The sequence below is a fragment of the Amycolatopsis sp. NPDC006125 genome (genome assembly GCF_040614195.1).
In the GTDB taxonomy this organism is placed as follows: Bacteria; Actinomycetota; Actinomycetes; order Mycobacteriales; family Pseudonocardiaceae; genus Amycolatopsis_E; species Amycolatopsis_E tucumanensis.
Map to the genome: position 1 here is coordinate 85993 of NZ_JBEXTZ010000003.1, position 15235 is coordinate 101227.

General features: G+C 72.8%; 18 protein-coding genes. 5 read left to right on the forward strand and 13 right to left on the reverse strand.

The window, feature by feature from the left end; genetic code table 11:
* Positions 1-10: 10 nt before the first annotated feature.
* The 9 genes from ABZ193_RS02825 to ABZ193_RS02865 all read right to left on the reverse strand — a co-directional run bounded on the left by ABZ193_RS02825 (position 11) and on the right by ABZ193_RS02865 (position 8465).
* On the reverse strand, positions 11-1123 hold the full coding sequence (locus tag ABZ193_RS02825; RefSeq protein ID WP_354708634.1) for a serpin family protein: 1113 nt from the start codon (positions 1121-1123) through the stop codon (positions 11-13).
* Between the two features lie 93 nt (positions 1124-1216).
* On the reverse strand, positions 1217-2110 hold the full coding sequence (locus ABZ193_RS02830) for a YwqG family protein (protein ID WP_354708636.1): 894 nt from the start codon (positions 2108-2110) through the stop codon (positions 1217-1219).
* Positions 2110-3360: a deoxyguanosinetriphosphate triphosphohydrolase gene (locus tag ABZ193_RS02835; RefSeq protein ID WP_354708638.1), complete on the reverse strand. Its 1251-nt coding sequence runs from the start codon at positions 3358-3360 to the stop codon at positions 2110-2112. Before ABZ193_RS02835 ends, ABZ193_RS02830 begins: the two co-directional genes overlap by 1 nt.
* Before the next feature lie 212 nt (positions 3361-3572).
* Positions 3573-4205, reverse strand: a complete 633-nt coding sequence (locus ABZ193_RS02840; RefSeq protein ID WP_237337296.1) for a YdcF family protein — start codon at positions 4203-4205, stop codon at positions 3573-3575.
* A gap of 25 nt (positions 4206-4230) precedes the next feature.
* Positions 4231-4836: a response regulator transcription factor gene (locus ABZ193_RS02845; protein ID WP_020416627.1), complete on the reverse strand. Its 606-nt coding sequence runs from the start codon at positions 4834-4836 to the stop codon at positions 4231-4233.
* Complete coding sequence (locus ABZ193_RS02850) at positions 4833-5948, reverse strand: sensor histidine kinase (protein WP_237337297.1); 1116 nt, start codon at positions 5946-5948, stop codon at positions 4833-4835. The genes ABZ193_RS02845 and ABZ193_RS02850 overlap by 4 nt, the downstream gene beginning before the upstream one ends.
* Before the next feature lie 14 nt (positions 5949-5962).
* Entirely contained in the window at positions 5963-6691 is a 729-nt protein-coding gene (locus ABZ193_RS02855) for an ABC transporter permease (protein ID WP_020416625.1), read from the reverse strand.
* Complete coding sequence (locus ABZ193_RS02860) at positions 6688-7605, reverse strand: ABC transporter ATP-binding protein (RefSeq protein ID WP_020416624.1); 918 nt, start codon at positions 7603-7605, stop codon at positions 6688-6690. Before ABZ193_RS02860 ends, ABZ193_RS02855 begins: the two co-directional genes overlap by 4 nt.
* A gap of 68 nt (positions 7606-7673) precedes the next feature.
* Complete coding sequence (locus ABZ193_RS02865; protein WP_354708641.1) at positions 7674-8465, reverse strand: hypothetical protein; 792 nt, start codon at positions 8463-8465, stop codon at positions 7674-7676.
* A gap of 79 nt (positions 8466-8544) precedes the next feature.
* On the opposite strand from ABZ193_RS02865, the gene ABZ193_RS02870 reads away from it, so the two are divergent.
* Together ABZ193_RS02870 and ABZ193_RS02875 are read left to right on the forward strand one after the other, a co-directional pair.
* Entirely contained in the window at positions 8545-9093 is a 549-nt protein-coding gene (locus ABZ193_RS02870; RefSeq protein ID WP_354708693.1) for an XRE family transcriptional regulator, read from the forward strand.
* Positions 9090-9599 carry a GNAT family N-acetyltransferase gene (locus tag ABZ193_RS02875; RefSeq protein WP_354708642.1) on the forward strand — a complete coding sequence of 170 codons (510 nt, stop codon included), beginning with the start codon at positions 9090-9092 and terminating at the stop codon, positions 9597-9599. Before ABZ193_RS02870 ends, ABZ193_RS02875 begins: the two co-directional genes overlap by 4 nt.
* A 61-nt stretch (positions 9600-9660) precedes the next feature.
* Here ABZ193_RS02875 and ABZ193_RS02880 read toward each other — a convergent pair whose 3' ends face one another.
* Positions 9661-11046 (reverse strand): glycine--tRNA ligase, encoded by a 1386-nt coding sequence (locus ABZ193_RS02880; RefSeq protein WP_020416620.1) that lies wholly within the window; start codon positions 11044-11046, stop codon positions 9661-9663.
* A gap of 173 nt (positions 11047-11219) precedes the next feature.
* Between ABZ193_RS02880 and ABZ193_RS02885 the strand changes: the two genes are divergently transcribed.
* The 3 genes from ABZ193_RS02885 to ABZ193_RS02895 all read left to right on the forward strand — a co-directional run bounded on the left by ABZ193_RS02885 (position 11220) and on the right by ABZ193_RS02895 (position 12553).
* Entirely contained in the window at positions 11220-11603 is a 384-nt protein-coding gene (locus ABZ193_RS02885) for a metalloregulator ArsR/SmtB family transcription factor (RefSeq protein ID WP_020416619.1), read from the forward strand.
* Positions 11600-12028, forward strand: a complete 429-nt coding sequence (locus ABZ193_RS02890) for a Fur family transcriptional regulator (RefSeq protein WP_026152974.1) — start codon at positions 11600-11602, stop codon at positions 12026-12028. The genes ABZ193_RS02885 and ABZ193_RS02890 overlap by 4 nt, the downstream gene beginning before the upstream one ends.
* Positions 12029-12136: 108 nt before the next feature.
* The gene (locus tag ABZ193_RS02895; protein WP_237337300.1) at positions 12137-12553 is read left to right on the forward strand and encodes a nuclear transport factor 2 family protein; all 417 of its coding nucleotides are present in this window, start codon (positions 12137-12139) and stop codon (positions 12551-12553) included.
* 132 nt (positions 12554-12685) lie between these two features.
* Here ABZ193_RS02895 and ABZ193_RS02900 read toward each other — a convergent pair whose 3' ends face one another.
* From ABZ193_RS02900 to ABZ193_RS02910, 3 genes are read right to left on the reverse strand one after another with little or no spacing between them, the layout of a single operon-like run.
* Positions 12686-13408 carry a TIGR03943 family protein gene (locus ABZ193_RS02900; protein ID WP_354708644.1) on the reverse strand — a complete coding sequence of 241 codons (723 nt, stop codon included), beginning with the start codon at positions 13406-13408 and terminating at the stop codon, positions 12686-12688.
* Between the two features lie 12 nt (positions 13409-13420).
* Complete coding sequence (locus ABZ193_RS02905; protein WP_020416615.1) at positions 13421-13780, reverse strand: hypothetical protein; 360 nt, start codon at positions 13778-13780, stop codon at positions 13421-13423.
* Positions 13777-14787 (reverse strand): permease, encoded by a 1011-nt coding sequence (locus tag ABZ193_RS02910; RefSeq protein ID WP_354708646.1) that lies wholly within the window; start codon positions 14785-14787, stop codon positions 13777-13779. The genes ABZ193_RS02905 and ABZ193_RS02910 overlap by 4 nt, the downstream gene beginning before the upstream one ends.
* Between the last annotated feature and the right edge of the window lie 448 nt (positions 14788-15235).

The window sequence follows — 15235 nt, forward strand, 5'->3', positions numbered from 1 at the left end:
TCTTTCACCCTCAGGGCTCGACTACGCGGGCGAAAAAGTAGACCACACCCGTCCGGGCGTGCCGCACGAGGAGCAGGAAAGGCCGGTCGACGCGCACCTCGACCGGGTCGGCCGGGGTGACCATGGACATGGTGCGGATCATGACCGCGGTGGCCGCCGCGCCTTCGAGGCCCTGCTCGTCGAGCTTGAGGACCGCCTGGTGCTGGACGGCCGAGACGAACGCGCGCGGGTCCGGGGTGAGGCGGCCGAGCGGGGCCTCGCCGGGCTCGAAGAGGGTGCGCACGCCGAGGTGCTTGAGCGCGCCGGTGAGGTCGGCGGGGCGGTCGAGGTCGATCTTCGGCAGGCGCAGGTCGACCTGGACTTGCTTGGGGGCGGCGAGCAGGGTGGCCAGCCGGGTGTCGTCAAGGTCCGGCTCCTGGGCGGCGAGGTCGCCGTCGGGCAGCAGGACGGTCGCGGTGACGCCTGCCCCGGGCAGCTCGACTACCTGCCAGCCGTCCTGGCGCGCGTAACCGAGGCGCTCGGTCTGGCGCATCATCCGGACGCGACGCGGGCCGCCGGGGCTGTGGAACTGCTCGTCGCGGGTGGTGGCCTCGCGGAACGGGTGCTGCCAGGCGGCCTTGAGGTAGAGGGCGTTGACGAGGCTGGCGACGGTGTCCGCGCCGACCGAGTCCGGGGGCAGCAGTTCGGGGATGAGGTCGCGGGTGGTCTCGGCGACGTCGGCGTTGATGGCGCGGCGGGCGCCGTCGGGGTCGGTGACGAACGGGGCGGTCTTCGCGCTCGCGCCCGGCCAGCCCGCGAGGTCGGCGAGGAAGGTGTCGCGGACCGGCAGCTGGTCCCAGGCCCAGAGCGTGTTGGCGACGGCGAGGACAGGGTCCTCCTGGCGGGTGGTGTTGTCGAGCGTGGCGGCGGCGCGGAGGAGGTCGGCCTGCTTGGCGATGTCCGGGTCGCCCCCGGTGAGCAGGCGGAGCAGCTCCTCGGCGGCGGGGCCGTCCGCCGCCTGGCTCGCGAGGCCGAGCGCGCTGGCGATGGAGTACGGCGAGACCACCGAGTCGCCACTGGCGCCGGCGACGACCCGGTGAACCGCGAGGCTGAAGCGCAGATGGTCACGTTCGGGCGTGGTCACGACCCCGACGCTACCGGACCGGAGCGCGGCGCCGGGGGCTCTGCTGGGGCGGGTGCGGGGCGCTGGGCCGGGGAGGCGCAGGTGGGTGACAACTCATCCGCACTGCCACGTGAACGACGCCGCGTCGAACCGCCCGGCGGCGAGGTCCGCGGGACGGATCAGCCAGTGCAGCCGGCCCGCGTCGCCCCACATCATGCCGGTCTCGTCGTCGGAGTCGATCTGGGCGAGCGCGACCCAGCGCCGGGCTTCCTCCTGCACCGTGGGCCACGCCTGCTCGTCGCGCACGACGTCGGCGCGCAGGTGCGCCGCAGCGACGTCGAGTTCGACGGCGTCCTGGATCGGGAACGCGTAGCCGCCGATCTGGTGCGCCGGGCTCGGCACGGTCGCGGCCAGGGCGGTCATGAAGGTGTCGCCGTTGGCGTGGTCGTCGAAGAAGGACAGGACGTGCGCCGGCAGGTCCCGGCACGCGGCGCGGAACGACGGGTGGGACCAGTCCGGGCCGGTCAGCCGGTGCGCGGCGGCCAGCGGGATCCAGTCGTAGGGCTCGATGTCGGCGGGTGGTTCCCGTTCGGCGGTCGACACCCCGGCCGGGACGTGGACGACTCGCGCACCCGCGGTCAGCGACTCCGGATCCCGCCCGCCGACGGGGCGCGGCGGGAAGGCCGGGTCGAAGTAGCCGAGGGTGTCGTCGAAGTAGAAGAACAACAGCGTGCCGTCAGCGGGCAGGGCGAGGTCGATCGACTCGCGCGGCAGCTTCGCGCAGTCGACGGACGCCACGAAGCTCAGCGAGCCCTCCCCCGGCCACACCGGCCACTCGAAGTCGTGCGGCACGGCGGGGCAGCCGCCTAGCCGGCCGACCACCCGGTCGCCCCGGCGCGCGGAGCGCAGGCGTACGGCAGGCCGGATCAACGAGGTCCAGCGTTCGGCGATGGGTGGCGGCAGTGTCCGGCGCGCGACGGCGCGCAGTCGCGCCTCGTGGGTGGGCATCAGTGGCGTCCGGTGTGCCAGCGGTGCCACGCGTGCGCCTGCGCGTCCGTCAGGGAGGCGACCTGGTCGATGACCACGCGGAGCCTCGCGGGGTCGTCCGGCGCCGCGTGCCATGCCGGGTGGAACGCGGTCTCCAGGGGCTCCGGCGCGCGCTCGGCCAGGACCGTCACCAGCTCGGCCAGCAGTTCGCGCTGGCCGGCCTGCATGGCGAGCCGCCGGGGGTCGCTCATCACGTAGCGCAGCGCGAGCGCCTTCAGCAGCGCCACCTCGGCCGCCACGCGTTCCGGCATCACCAGGCTCGCGGCGTAGCGGGTGAGGGGGCCGTCGCCGTACTCGGCGCGCGTTCCGGTGACCGCGGCGGACGCGAACCGGCCGACCAGCTCGCTCGTCATCCGCTTCAGCGCGATCTGCCCGTGCGGCGTCGAGTCGACCCCGGGGCGCGCCAGCTCCGCCACCACGGGCAGGTCCAGCAGGTCACGCGCCGCGCCCTCCAGCGCGGACACCGACAACCGCGAGAAGTGCTTGGCCGCCAGCTCCGCCACGGCAGCCCGCTCCCCCCGGTCGGCCAGCACCGACAGCGACAACCGTCCCGACAGCACGCCGTCCTCGACGTCGTGCACCGAGTACGCCACGTCGTCGGCCCAGTCCATGATCTGCGCCTCCAGGCAGGTGCGGCCCTCCGGCGCGCCTGCCCGCATCCAGTCGAACACCTCCCGGTCGTCGGCGTACACCCCGAACTTCGCCGTGCCCGCCCGCCGCGGCCACGGGTACTTCGTCGACGCGTCCAGGCACGCACGCGTCAGGTTCAGCCCGGCCGAGTCGACCTTCGGCTCCAGCCGGGTGAGGATGCGCAGCGTCTGCGCGTTGGCCTCGAAGCCGCCGCACGACTGCGCCACCTCGTCGAGCGCCCGTTCGCCGTTGTGCCCGAACGGCGGGTGCCCGATGTCGTGCGCCAGCCCCGCCGTGTCCACCAGGTCCGGATCGGCCCCCAGCTCCTCGGCGATGCCGCGCCCGATCTGCGCGACCTCCAGCGAGTGCGTCAACCGCGTGCGGGGCACGCCGCTGACCTCGGCGCCCTCCCCCGGCCCGACCACCTGGGTCTTGCCCGCCAGCCGGCGCAGCGCCGCGGAGTGCAGCACGCGGGCCCGGTCCCGCGCGAAGGCACTCCGGCCGTCCGGCCGCGACCCGGGAAGCGCCGCCCGCTTCGGCGCTTCGTCGAGCCACCGCTGTTGATCGTGCTCGCTGTACACCCCGCAACTCTACGGGCACCCACCGACATTTCCGGGGTGCGCGGGCAGGGTTCTGACCAGGACACACGAGATGCCCACTCGTGCGGGCGCGACTGGAACATGAGCCGGAATGGGACTCGCGGACGCCGCGCCCGCCTGCGGGCTCTTCGGGAGAACAGGATCAAGGCAGCCCTGGAGCCGACCGGAGCCGGTGCGACCGCCGGGCGCGGACCTCAGCCCAGCCCAGTACCGCCGATGTTGTCGGCAGGTGTCTTGGTCAGCCGGTAGAACAGCAGCGCGCCCGTCTCGCGGTAGATGTAGGCGAACTGCGTCTCCCGCGTCTGCACGATCGGCCCGCGGTGCGTCGGCGAGGTCCAGGTCTCCAGGCCGGCGTCGTTGGCCATCGTGCGCGCCCGCAGGGAGTGCCACGGGTCGCTCACCAGCACCGCGGTCCGCCAGCCCCGCTCGCCGAACACGCCGGCCACCGCGCGCAGGCTGCCGAGCGTGTCGCTGCCCTCGCCCACCGCCAGCGTCGCCTCGCGGGGGACGCCCTGCTCGACCAGCCAGTTCGCCCCCGCCGAGGCCTCGGTGTAGGCGTCACCGGCCCGGTTGCCACCCGCGGTGACGATCCGCTCGGCGACCCCCTCCTCGTACAGGTCCATCGCGTGCCGCAGCCGCGCCTGGAAGATCGGCGACGGCTTCCCGTTGTACTGCGCCGCGCCGAGCACCACGATCGCGTCGGCGTGCGTGCGATCGTCCTCGCGCGCCACCTGCCACACCCGGAACGCCGTCCCGCCCACCACCATCAGCAACACCAGCACCGTGCCCAGCACGGCACGGCGCACCCAGCTCACCCGCTCACCCATCCCGGTCATCCTCCCAGACGGGTCCTCACAGCCAGCCGCGCTCCTCCGCCAACCGGACGGCCTCGGCCCTGGTGCGGGCGCCGGTCTTGCCGATCGCGGCGGACAGGTGGTTGCGCACGGTCCCCTCGGACAGGTGCAGCCGCCGCGCGACGTCCGACACCGTGCCGCCGTCGCTGGCCGCGCGCAGCACCTCGTGCTCGCGCGGGGTGAGCGGGCTCGCCCCCGTCGCCAGCGATTCCGCGGCCAGCGCGGGGTCGACCACGCGCAGTCCGTTGTGGACCCGCCGGACCGCGTCGACGAGCTGTTCCGGCGGCGAGTCCTTCACCACGAACCCGGCCGCCCCCGCGGCCATCGCCCGCGCCAGGTAACCGGGCCTGCCGAACGTGGTACACACGATGATCCGGCACGACGGCAGCGCCGCGTGCAGCTCGGCGGCCGCGGTCAGGCCGTCCGTGCCGGGCATCTGGACGTCCAGCAGCGCCACGTCCGGCGCGGTCTCCTTCGCCGCGGCGAGCACCTCGTCGCCGGACCCGACCTGGCCGACGACCTCGATGTCCGGCTCCAGCCCGAGCACGGTCGCCAGCGCGCCCCGCACCATCGCCTGGTCGTCGGCCAGCAGCACCCGGATCACGAAACCTCCACCGGCTTCGCCGCGGGCACCTCGGCCCGCAGCTGGAACCCCTCCCCGGGCCGCGCCCGGACCTGCAGCGTGCCACCCAGCTGGGCCAGCCGCTCCGCCAGCCCGCGCAACCCGTTGCCCGCCGCGGCCGGTTCGGTGCCGCGGCCGTTGTCGGAGATCTCCAGCCAGTTCCGCCCCAGCCGCACCTTCACCCGGCTGGCGCCGGAGTGCCGCAGCACGTTCGTTACCGCCTCGCGCAGCACGTACCCGAAGGCGCTCTGCAGCTCCGGCCGCACGTTGTCGACCGCGCTCGGCAGTTCCGCGTCGATCTCCGCGGCCCGCAGCGCCGCCCGCGCGCCCACCAGCTCGGCGGACAGCGACACCTCGCGGTACTCCGACACCGTCGCGCGCACGTCGGTCAGCGCGCTGCGCGCCAGCGCCTCGACCTCGCGGATCTCGGTGACCGCGCGCTCCTCGTCGGACGCGGTCTCGATCAGCCGCCGGGCGAGACCTGCCTTGACCGCGATGGTCGTGAGGCTGTGGCCGAGGATGTCGTGCAGGTCCCGCGCCAGCCGTTCCCGCTCCGCGCTCACCGCGAGCGCGGCGATCTCCTCGTTGGCCCGCCTGAGCCGCCGCACGGTCTGAGCCAGCCGTCCCATGAAGAACATCGTCGTGGTGATGCCGACGACCGTGCCGATGTCCGACGGCGTGCCGCGCACGTCGTTGTGGACGAGCAGCAGCAGCCCGCACCCGGCGACCGCGGCGCCGTCGAACACCAGCACCCACCCCGCCGGCATGCTCATCGCGATCGCCAGCGTGGCGTAGAGGAGCATGTAGATGCTGGCGCCCTGAAACAGCACCGCCCACCCGAGCACGAGCATCAGCACCGCGAACGGCAGCCGGACCCGCATCCGCCGGTGCGACAGCAGGAAGTACGGGAAGGTCACGTAGCACAAGCCGTAGGCGACGAGCAGCACGACGAGCAGCGGGTCGAGTCGCTGGCCGACCGGCACGGCGCTGGCCAGGTAGAAAATGGCCCCGGCGACCGGCCAGCGGCGCGCGAACCGCGGGCGGGGCCGTCCCGCGGCGTGCTCGTTCCACCACTGCGTCCTGTCCTCGGCCACCGTGCTTCTCCCCATCACACCCGCGCGGAGTCCTTACGGTAACGCCGGACCACCGCGACCCCGACCGCCGCGGTCCACACGGCCAGCCACAGCACGTCCTGCCCGAGGCTCGTGCTCAGGTCGGTGGTCACCGCGCCGCGCCCGACCTGTGCCATCCAGTAGCTGGGCAGCACGTGCGAGATCTGCAGCAGCCAGTGCGGCATCGCCTCGACCGGGATGAAGATGCCGCCGAGCAGGGCCATCGGCAGCATGACCAGCTGCGTGATCGGCTGGACCGAGTCGGCCGTGCCGACCTGGCCGATGAGCAGCCCGATCAGGGCGAACGGGATCGCGGCGAGCCACACCCCCAGGGTGACCCGCAGCCAGCTGCCCGCCCCGAGGGACACGCCCTGCGTCAGCGCGCCGACCAGCGGTACGAGGACCACCGGCGCGAGCGCGAGCGTCAAGCCGGTCGCGGCCTTCGCGCTCAGGTAACCGGCGCCGGACAGCGGGGTGAGCCGAAGCTGCCGTTGCCAGCCGGCCTTGCGCTCGACCGCCACCCGGGTGCCGACGAACAACGCCGCCGACATGGCGCCGAACGAGGTCATGCCGACCATGAGCGGCGCGACGGCGTCCTGGTCGCCGCGCGCGAAGATGCCGACGTAGAGCAGGAACATCAGGACGGGGAACGCCACGGTGAAGATGAGGAACCGCGGGGCGCGCAGCACGCGGCGGATCTCCAGGGTCAGGAACTTCAGGCTCATCGGTGGTTCTCCTCGTCGGCGGTGAGGGTCAGGAAGGCGCCTTCCAGCCCGATCGCGGTGATCTCGACGTCGTGCGCGCCGGGGAAGCGTTCGAGCAGCGCCCGCAGGGTGGCGTCGGAGTCCGAAGTGGACACCGCGATCCGGCCGCCGCGCACCTCGTACTCGGTGACGCCGGGCAGTTCCGCGACCGCCGCCGGGGTGGCCTCCGGCACGGCGGCCCGCAGCGTCCGCCCGCTCGCCAGCGCGCGGACCTCGGCGACCGAGCCGTCGGCGACGATCCGCCCGCCGCGCATGAGCACGACCCGGTCGGCGAACTCCTCGGCCTCCTCCAGGTAATGCGTCGCGAACAACACCGTGCGGCCGGTGTTCGTGTAGGCGTGCATGGACTTCCAGAACTCGCGGCGGCTGCCGACGTCCATCGCGGCGGTCGGCTCGTCGAGCACCAGCAGGTCCGGGTCGCTGACCAGGGCGACGGCGAACCGCACGCGCTGCTTCTGACCGCCGGAGAGCTTGGTGCCGCGCCGGTTGGCCAGGTCCTCGATGCCCGCGCGGCGCAGGGCCTCGGCGACGGGCATCGGCTTGCGGTGCAGCGACGCGATCATGCCGACCATCTCGCCGACGGTGGCGTCCTCCAGCAGCGCGGCGCCCTGCAGCATGGCGCCGATCGCGCCGCGCGCCACCGCCTCGGCGGGGGTCGTGCCGAAGATCGCGACCTCGCCGGCGTCGGGCGTGGTCAGGCCGAGCAGCATGTCGACGGTCGTCGACTTGCCCGCGCCGTTCGGGCCGAGCAGCGCGACGACCTCGCCGGGCGCGATGGTGAGGTCGACACCGTCCACGGCGCGCACCTCGCCGTAGTGTTTGCGCAGGCCCGTCAGCCGCACCGCGGCCCGGGTCAGGGTCTGTGTTCCGTCCATGTGCTCAGCGTGCCGCCGTCGCGGCCCCGCTTCGCAGGCCGAGCGTCATGATCCGGCCGTGACAAGTGTCAGGGTCCGATCGCCGTCGCGCCGCTCACGGTGAGCAGCAAGGGAACAGCCGCGCCCTCCCGTGCGGCCAGGTCGGCGAGGAAGCCGCCGAGCCAGCCGATCGCGTCCAGCGACCACTCGGCCAACGTGCCCTGGAACGTCACGCGGTGCCGGGGCGGCCCGTGCCAGAACGAGTCTGGCAACGGCGGTGGCACGGGTTCCCGCTCGACCAGGGACTCGCACCGGAAGACGTTCTGAGGCAGGCTGACCAGCCACCGGTGCATTCGTTGCGCCACAACCGGAACCACGGGATTCTGACCGCTGTCCACGGTGACGAGCACCGGTGTCGCGGCCCGCACGTCGTCGAACCAGGCCGCGGTGGACAGCGATGGCGCCCGGGCGTGCCCGGCGCGGGCCGACGTGTCCAGCCTGTTCGCGGGCAGCAGCACTTGTGCCGCATTGAGCCGCAGCTCGCCGAGTCGCGTCGTGACGTCTCCGGCGCAGCGGAGGAACGGCTGCACCGGTAAGGGCCGGTCGCCGGGCACGGATTCGATTCCCACCTGGAACCAGCTGACCAGCGCAGATCCCGGCGCGGCAAGCGGATGCTCGCGGCCGGCGTCGTTCATGCCCCACAGGTTGTCGAGCCAGCCCATCGCCTGCGCCCGGTCGTGGAACTGGATGTAGGGGTCGCGATCGGTGACCGGAACCCCGTCCGGGCGCGGCGTCAGCTCACCGTAGAGCGCGGCGAACAGAGTCCCCGCCCTGCGGCTGGGGCCCGGCACCAGGCCCGGCCGAGGCTCGTCGCTTGCCACCCACGCCCCCTCGTCACTGGCCGACCACGTCAAAGTACTCTCCTCTCAAATTTGGGATACAGTCTCTGATGTGAGAACCATGGAGGACCGCCTGGCCGCGCGCCTGGCGGAGTTGCGGGCCGAACGCGGTTGGTCGCTCGACGACCTCGCCGACCGCTCGGGGATCAGCCGCTCGACGCTGTCCCGCGTGGAACGCGGCGAAATCAGCCCGACCGCGTCCCTGCTGGGCAAGTTGTGCACCGTCTACGAGCGCCCGATGTCGCGCCTGCTCACCGAGGTCGAGGCCGAGGGCGCGCAGGTGGTGCGGGCGTCCGCGCAGAGCGTGTGGACCGACGAGGACAGCGGGTTCGTGCGGCGGTCGGTGTCGCCGCCGCACCCGGCGCTGCGGGCGGAGGTCGTCGAGGGCACGCTGCGGCCCGGCGCCGACATCCGGTACGACGCGCCGTCCGTGCCGGGGCTGGAGCAGCACCTGTGGCTGCTCGACGGGCGCCTGGAGCTGACGGTCGACGGCGAGACCCATGTGCTCGAACCCGGCGACTGCCTGCGGTTCCGGCTGTGGGGACCGACGCGGTTCGTGTGTCCCGGCCCGGAACCGGCCCGCTACCTGCTGGTCCTGGTGATGCCGTGATCACGCGACTGTCCACCGCGGACTTCGCCGCCGCCGTGCCCGCCCTGGGCGAGGTGCTCGCGGACTGCACGAACGGCGGCGCGTCCGTCGGGTTTCTGGCCCCGCTCGACCCCGCGTCGGCCGGGGCCTGGTGGAAGGGGCTCGCCGGCGACGTGGCCGAGGGTCGCGTCCTGATCTGGGCGGCCTGGGACGGCCCACGGCTGGTCGGCACGGTGCAGGTCCGGCCGGCGCAGCTGCCCAACGCGCCGCACCGCGGTGAGCTGGCGAAGCTGCTGGTGCACCGGGACGCGCGGGGCCGCGGGCTGGGCCGGGCGCTGCTGGCGGAGGCCGAACGGGGCGCCCGCGCGGCCGGGATCACGCTGCTGGTGCTGGACACCGAGACGGGTAGCCCGGCCGCGCGCCTGTACGCCGCGGCGGGCTGGGCCGAGGCGGGCACGGTGCCGGACTACGCCGCCGACCCGGCGGGCGCGTTGAAACCGACGACGTTCTTCTACAAGCGGATCTGACGACGCCGACATGAAAAAGCCCTGGTCACCGAGGTGACCAGGGCTTTTCCGGGGTTTTCCGTCAGCAGCCGGGGAGGCGGGCGGCGAGGTAGGCCTCGACCTTGTCGATCGCCACGCGCTCCTGCTGCATGCTGTCGCGCTCCCGCACCGTCACGGCCTGGTCCTCCAGGGTGTCGAAGTCGACGGTGACGCAGAACGGGGTGCCGACCTCCTCCTGGCGGCGGTAGCGCTTGCCGATGGAGCCGGCGTCGTCGAAGTCGACGTTCCAGTTGCGGCGCAGCGCGGCGGCCAGGTCCTTCGCCTTCGGCGTCAGGTCGGCGTTGCGGGACAGCGGCAGCACCGCGACCTTGAACGGCGCGAGCCGCGGGTCGAGCTTGAGCACGGTCCGCTTGTCGACGCCGCCCTTGGCGTTGGGCACCTCGTCCTCGTGGTAGGCGTCCAGCAGGAACGCCATCATCGGGCGGCCGACACCGGCTGCCGGCTCGATGACGAACGGCCGGTAGCGCTCCTTGGTGGCCTGGTCGAAGTAGGCCAGGTCGACCCCGGAGTGGTTGGAGTGCGTGGTGAGGTCGAAGTCGGTGCGGTTCGCGATGCCCTCCAGCTCACCCCACTCCTGGCCGGCGGAGAAGCCGAAGCGGTACTCGATGTCGACGGTGCGCTTCGAGTAGTGCGACAGCTTCTCCTTCGGGTGCTCGTAGTGCCGCAGGTTGTCGCGGTTGATGCCGAGGTCGGTGTACCACTCGGTGCGCAGGTCGATCCAGTACTGGTGCCAGCGCTCGTCCTCGCCCGGCTCGACGAAGAACTCCATCTCCATCTGCTCGAACTCGCGGGTGCGGAAGATGAAGTTGCCGGGGGTGATCTCGTTGCGGAAGGACTTGCCGATCTGGCCGATGCCGAACGGCGGCTTCTTCCGCGACGTGGTCAGCACGTTGAGGAAGTTCACGAAGATGCCCTGCGCGGTCTCCGGGCGGAGGTAGGCCAGGCCCTCCTCCGACTCGACCGGGCCCAGGTGGGTCTTGAGCATCATGTTGAACTCGCGCGGCGGCGTGTACTGGCCGCGGGTGCCGCAGTTCGGGCACGGGACGTCGGACAGGTCGTCCTCGGAGATCTCCTTGCCGGTGCGCGCGCTGTAGTCCTCGGCCAGCTGGTCCGAGCGGTAGCGGCGGTGACAGACGGTGCACTCGACCAGCGGGTCGTTGAAGGCGTTGACGTGACCAGAGGCCACCCACACCTGGCGGGGCAGGATCACGGAGGAGTCGAGGCCGACGACGTCGTCACGGCTCTGGACCATCGTGCGCCACCACTGGCGCTTGATGTTCTCCTTGAGCTCGACGCCGAGCGGTCCGTAGTCCCACGCCGACCGGGTTCCGCCGTAGATCTCCCCGCTCGGGAAGACGAAGCCACGACGCTTGCACAGGCTGACGACGGTCTCAATGTTGGCGGGCACTCCACGCTCTCCATCAGATGCGGGGACGGTTATCGGTTCCGTCCAGCGTATCCGGCCGTCGTCGCGGCCCGGCGCGGGGCTTGACATGGGCCCCGGGGAGGCGATAACGGCAACCACTACCGGCTGGCCACTAGGATGGTGTGACACCGACCGACTCGAGGCTGGAGATGGCTATGCCGATGGCTCGTCCGGACGCCGCGCTGCCCGGGTTGCCCGACGACGCCGACCAGGTCCACGCCGGCGACGAGCTGAAGCCACGCACGCCGCCCCAGCCCGCGGCGACGCTGTCCGAGGCGGGCGAGCTGTTGCGGGCGCTGTCGGCTCCGGTGCGGATCGCGATCGTGCTGCAGCTGCGGGACGCCGACCGGTGCGTGCACGAGCTGGTGGACGCGCTCGACGTGGCGCAGCCGTTGATCAGCCAGCACCTGCGGGTGCTGAAGGCGGCCGGGGTGGTGCGGGGTGAGCGCCGGGGCCGTGAGGTGGTCTACCGGCTCGTGGACGATCATCTTGCGCACATCGTGATGGACGCGGTGGCCCACGTCCAGGAGGGTTCATGACGAGTAGCGACGTTCGCCGGGCCCCGGTGCCCGGCCGCCGGTCGACGAAGCAGCGCGCGGCCGTGGTCGACCTGCTGTCGGAGGTCGACGACTTCCGGTCGGCGCAGGAACTGCACGACGAGCTGCGCAAACGTGGTGACGGCATCGGGCTGACCACGGTCTACCGGACGCTGCAGTCGCTGTCCGAGGCCGGTGAGGTCGACGTCCTGCGGACCGAGTCGGGCGAGGCGATCTACCGCCGCTGCTCGACGCACCACCACCATCACCTGGTGTGCCGCCACTGCGGCTTCACGGTGGAGGTGGAGGGCCCGGCGGTGGAGCGCTGGGCGGAGAAGGTCGCCTCCGGCAACGGCTTCTCGGACATCCGGCACACCGTCGAGATCGTGGGCACCTGCACCGACTGCGCCAAGCGCCTGGGGAGTTAGGTCCCGGCCACACCGCCGGGGGACGGGTCACGGCCTGGTGCCGGGCCCCGTCGAGGCGTAGCGTTTTGTCTTTGCGCCTCCTGATGACACCGGTGAGGAGGACGACGCATGGCTCAGGCAATCAGCGAAACCACCGCGACGACGGTCGACGACTACGACGCGATCTGCCGGGCCGTCCAGCTGTGCCTGGACGGTGAGGCGACGGGTAACGCCGACAAGGTGCGGGAGTCCTTCCACGAGGATGCCCGCATGTTCGGCTCCTTGGGTGGCGAACGCTACGACGTTCCGGTCTCGGAGCTGGCCGAGATGGTCGCGAGCGCACCGGCGGACACCGGGCACTACCGTTCGCGGATCCTCTCGGTGCAGCAGACCGGCGACGCGGCGTTCGTGACCGTGGCCGAGGAAGGTTACTGGGGAACGGTCTCCTTCCTCGACTACCTGTCGCTGGCGCGCATCGGCGGCAACTGGAAGATCGTGAACAAGCTGTTCGCGCACACCGGCGGCGAGCCGCCCGACCTGGGCTAGACGCTAGGTCCGCGGTCTGAGCGGTGTGGGGAGACGGTGACGGCGGGCCGAGATCGATGCACCTGGTCTGCACCGGCCTGCCGCCCGATCCCTGGTCGCCCGCGGCCACTGATCGAGCTCGGCGTCACTCGTCTAGTACTCATAGGCGTCCTGGGGTGCGGGGATCGGCTGGAGTGCGATGACCGTGACGTCCGGGGTGTAGCCGTTCGCGGCGACGGCCGTGCCGGGGACCACCTGCCCGGTCACCTCCAGCCACGTGTCGTCGGGGTAGCGGGCCGCCTGGGGGCTGGTCAGGCGGACCGTCATCGGCGCCGCGTCGGCCGCGCAGCACCGGATCACCATTCGCGCCAGCAGCACGCCTTCCTTGCCGTGCACGACGAAACCGCTCAGCCGGACCGTCCGGCCATTGAGGGAGCCGCGGGAATCCCAGCCCGCTCGCGTCACGAACTCGGTGAGGGTCAGCGGCACCACGTCGCCGGCCGGGAGCGGCGGGAAGGCGGCGGCGTCCTGGGCGACGGCCGAGCGGGGCGCGCCCGCCGAGGTGCGGATGACCGAGTCGGAACCGAGGGCGGGCGGCGCGACGAGGAACACCGCCAGCACCGGGACGACCAGCAGCCACGCCGACCGCGCCGGGTGGTGGTGGTCGTGGCCCGCGGTGACCGTCCTGGCCTGGCGCGCGGCCAGCACGTCCCGCACGATCGCGACCGCGCCGAGCAGCAGGATGACCGCTCCCCCGGCGACCACCCACGGCTGCTGGGCGGGCTTGACGTAACGCAGGTAGTCGCCGTTGACGCCGATCTTCAACAGCGCCCCGCCGAGCAGCACGAGCAGGATGTTCTGCGTTTCGCGACGCACCTGGTTCCTCCCCTACCGTGTCGGGACGACGGTCAGCCAGTCGGCCGCGGACACCACGAACGCGACGGCGCCGGCCAGCGCGAGCAACGCGGCGAGCGACCCGAACACGATCCCGGCGCGCGCCAGGCCGCCCGCGGCGTCGCGGCCCAGGACGCCGAACAGGACGGCCAGCACCGCCAGCACCAGGATCAGGACCCACAGCGCGCCGAGCACCAACGTGAGCACCACGGCCAGCGGCGACGGCAGCGCGTCCCCGGCCCGCGGCCGGACGAACGCCCACGTGACCCACACCGACATGGCCATCACGATCCCGACGGCGCCGAGCGCGGCCGACGCGACGGCGAGGCCGGTCCGCGGCTGTTGCTGGATCATCTCGCACCTCCCAGGACGAGGACCCCGACGATCACCGCGCAGGCGGTCGCCACGACGAACGTCACCGGGGCGAACCGTACCGCGAAAGACCGTCCGAAGGTGCCTGCCTGCAGGGCGAACAGCTTCACGTCGATGGCCGGGCCGACCACCAGGAACACCAGCCGCGGCAGCAGCGGCAGCGCGGTGAGCGAGGCGGCCACGAACGCGTCGGCCTCGCTGCACAGGGCGAGCACCACCGCGAGGACGGCCATGACGAGCACGCCCAGCACGATCTGGTTGCTCAGGACCTCGAACCACGCCGCGGGCACGAGGACGTTCATGGCGGCGGCGATGAGGGCGCCGAGCACCAGGAACCCGGCCGACTCGACCAGGTCGGCGCGGGCGGTCTCGGTGAAGGTGCGCCACCGGTTGCCGCCCTCGGGCAGGCGCTCGAGGGCGCGCTGGACGATCCAGTCGAGCTTGCCCCACTTCGCCCAGAGCAGGCCCATCACGACGGCGGTCGCGAAGGAGGCGAGGAACCGGGCGAGCACCATCTCGGGCTGCCCCGGGAAGGCGACCGCGGTGGCGACGAGCACGACGGGGTTCACGGCCGGCGCGGCGAGCAGGAAGGTGAGCGCGGCGGCAGGTGCCACACCCTGCCCGATGAGGCGGCGCGCCACCGGGACGGACGCGCACTCGCAGCCGGGCAGGGCGACCCCGGCGAGCCCCGCGACGCCCACGGCGCCCGCCTGGTTGCGCGGGATGACCCGCCGCAGGACGCGGGCAGGCACGAACGCCGCGATTGCCCCGCTGATCAGCACGCCGAGCACGAGGAACGGCAGGGCCTGCACGCACACCGCGACGAACACCGTGGAGCCGGTCCGCAGGGCGGGCACGTCGAGCACGTCGCGCAGCCAGCCCTGCCCGAGCACGGCGACGACGAGGAGGGCGCAGAGCACCTCGATGGAGGTGATCCGCCCGCGACGCCGCTTGCCCTCGGGCTCGGTCCGGTCCAGTACTTCGCTCACCGGGCCGATACTGCCAGGCACCGGCGACAGGATGCCTCGGTTGGGTCGACGAGTGGGTCATCTCGTGCGCTGAGGCGCATGAAGTGGCCAGTCGTGCGGGTGCGAGTGGCGGGTTGGTGAGGTGGGGGTGGGGCGGAGGGAGGTGGGTGGTTGGTGAGTCAGGGGGTGGACGGCGGGGCGGAGGGAGGTGGGGGTTGGTGAGTCGCGGGTGGTGAGCGGCGGGCGGCTCGGGGTTGGGACATGAGGCCGCGGGAACGCCGGGCGGCGAGAAGGCCGGACCGTGGGACCGCCGGGCGCGGGAAGGCCGGGTGGCGGGAACGCCGGGCGCGGGAACACCGGGCGGCAGGACCACCGGGCGCGGGAACACCGGGCGGCAGGACCACCGGGCGCGGGAACACCGGGCGGCAGGACCACCGGGCGCGGGAACACCGGGCGGCAGGACCACCGG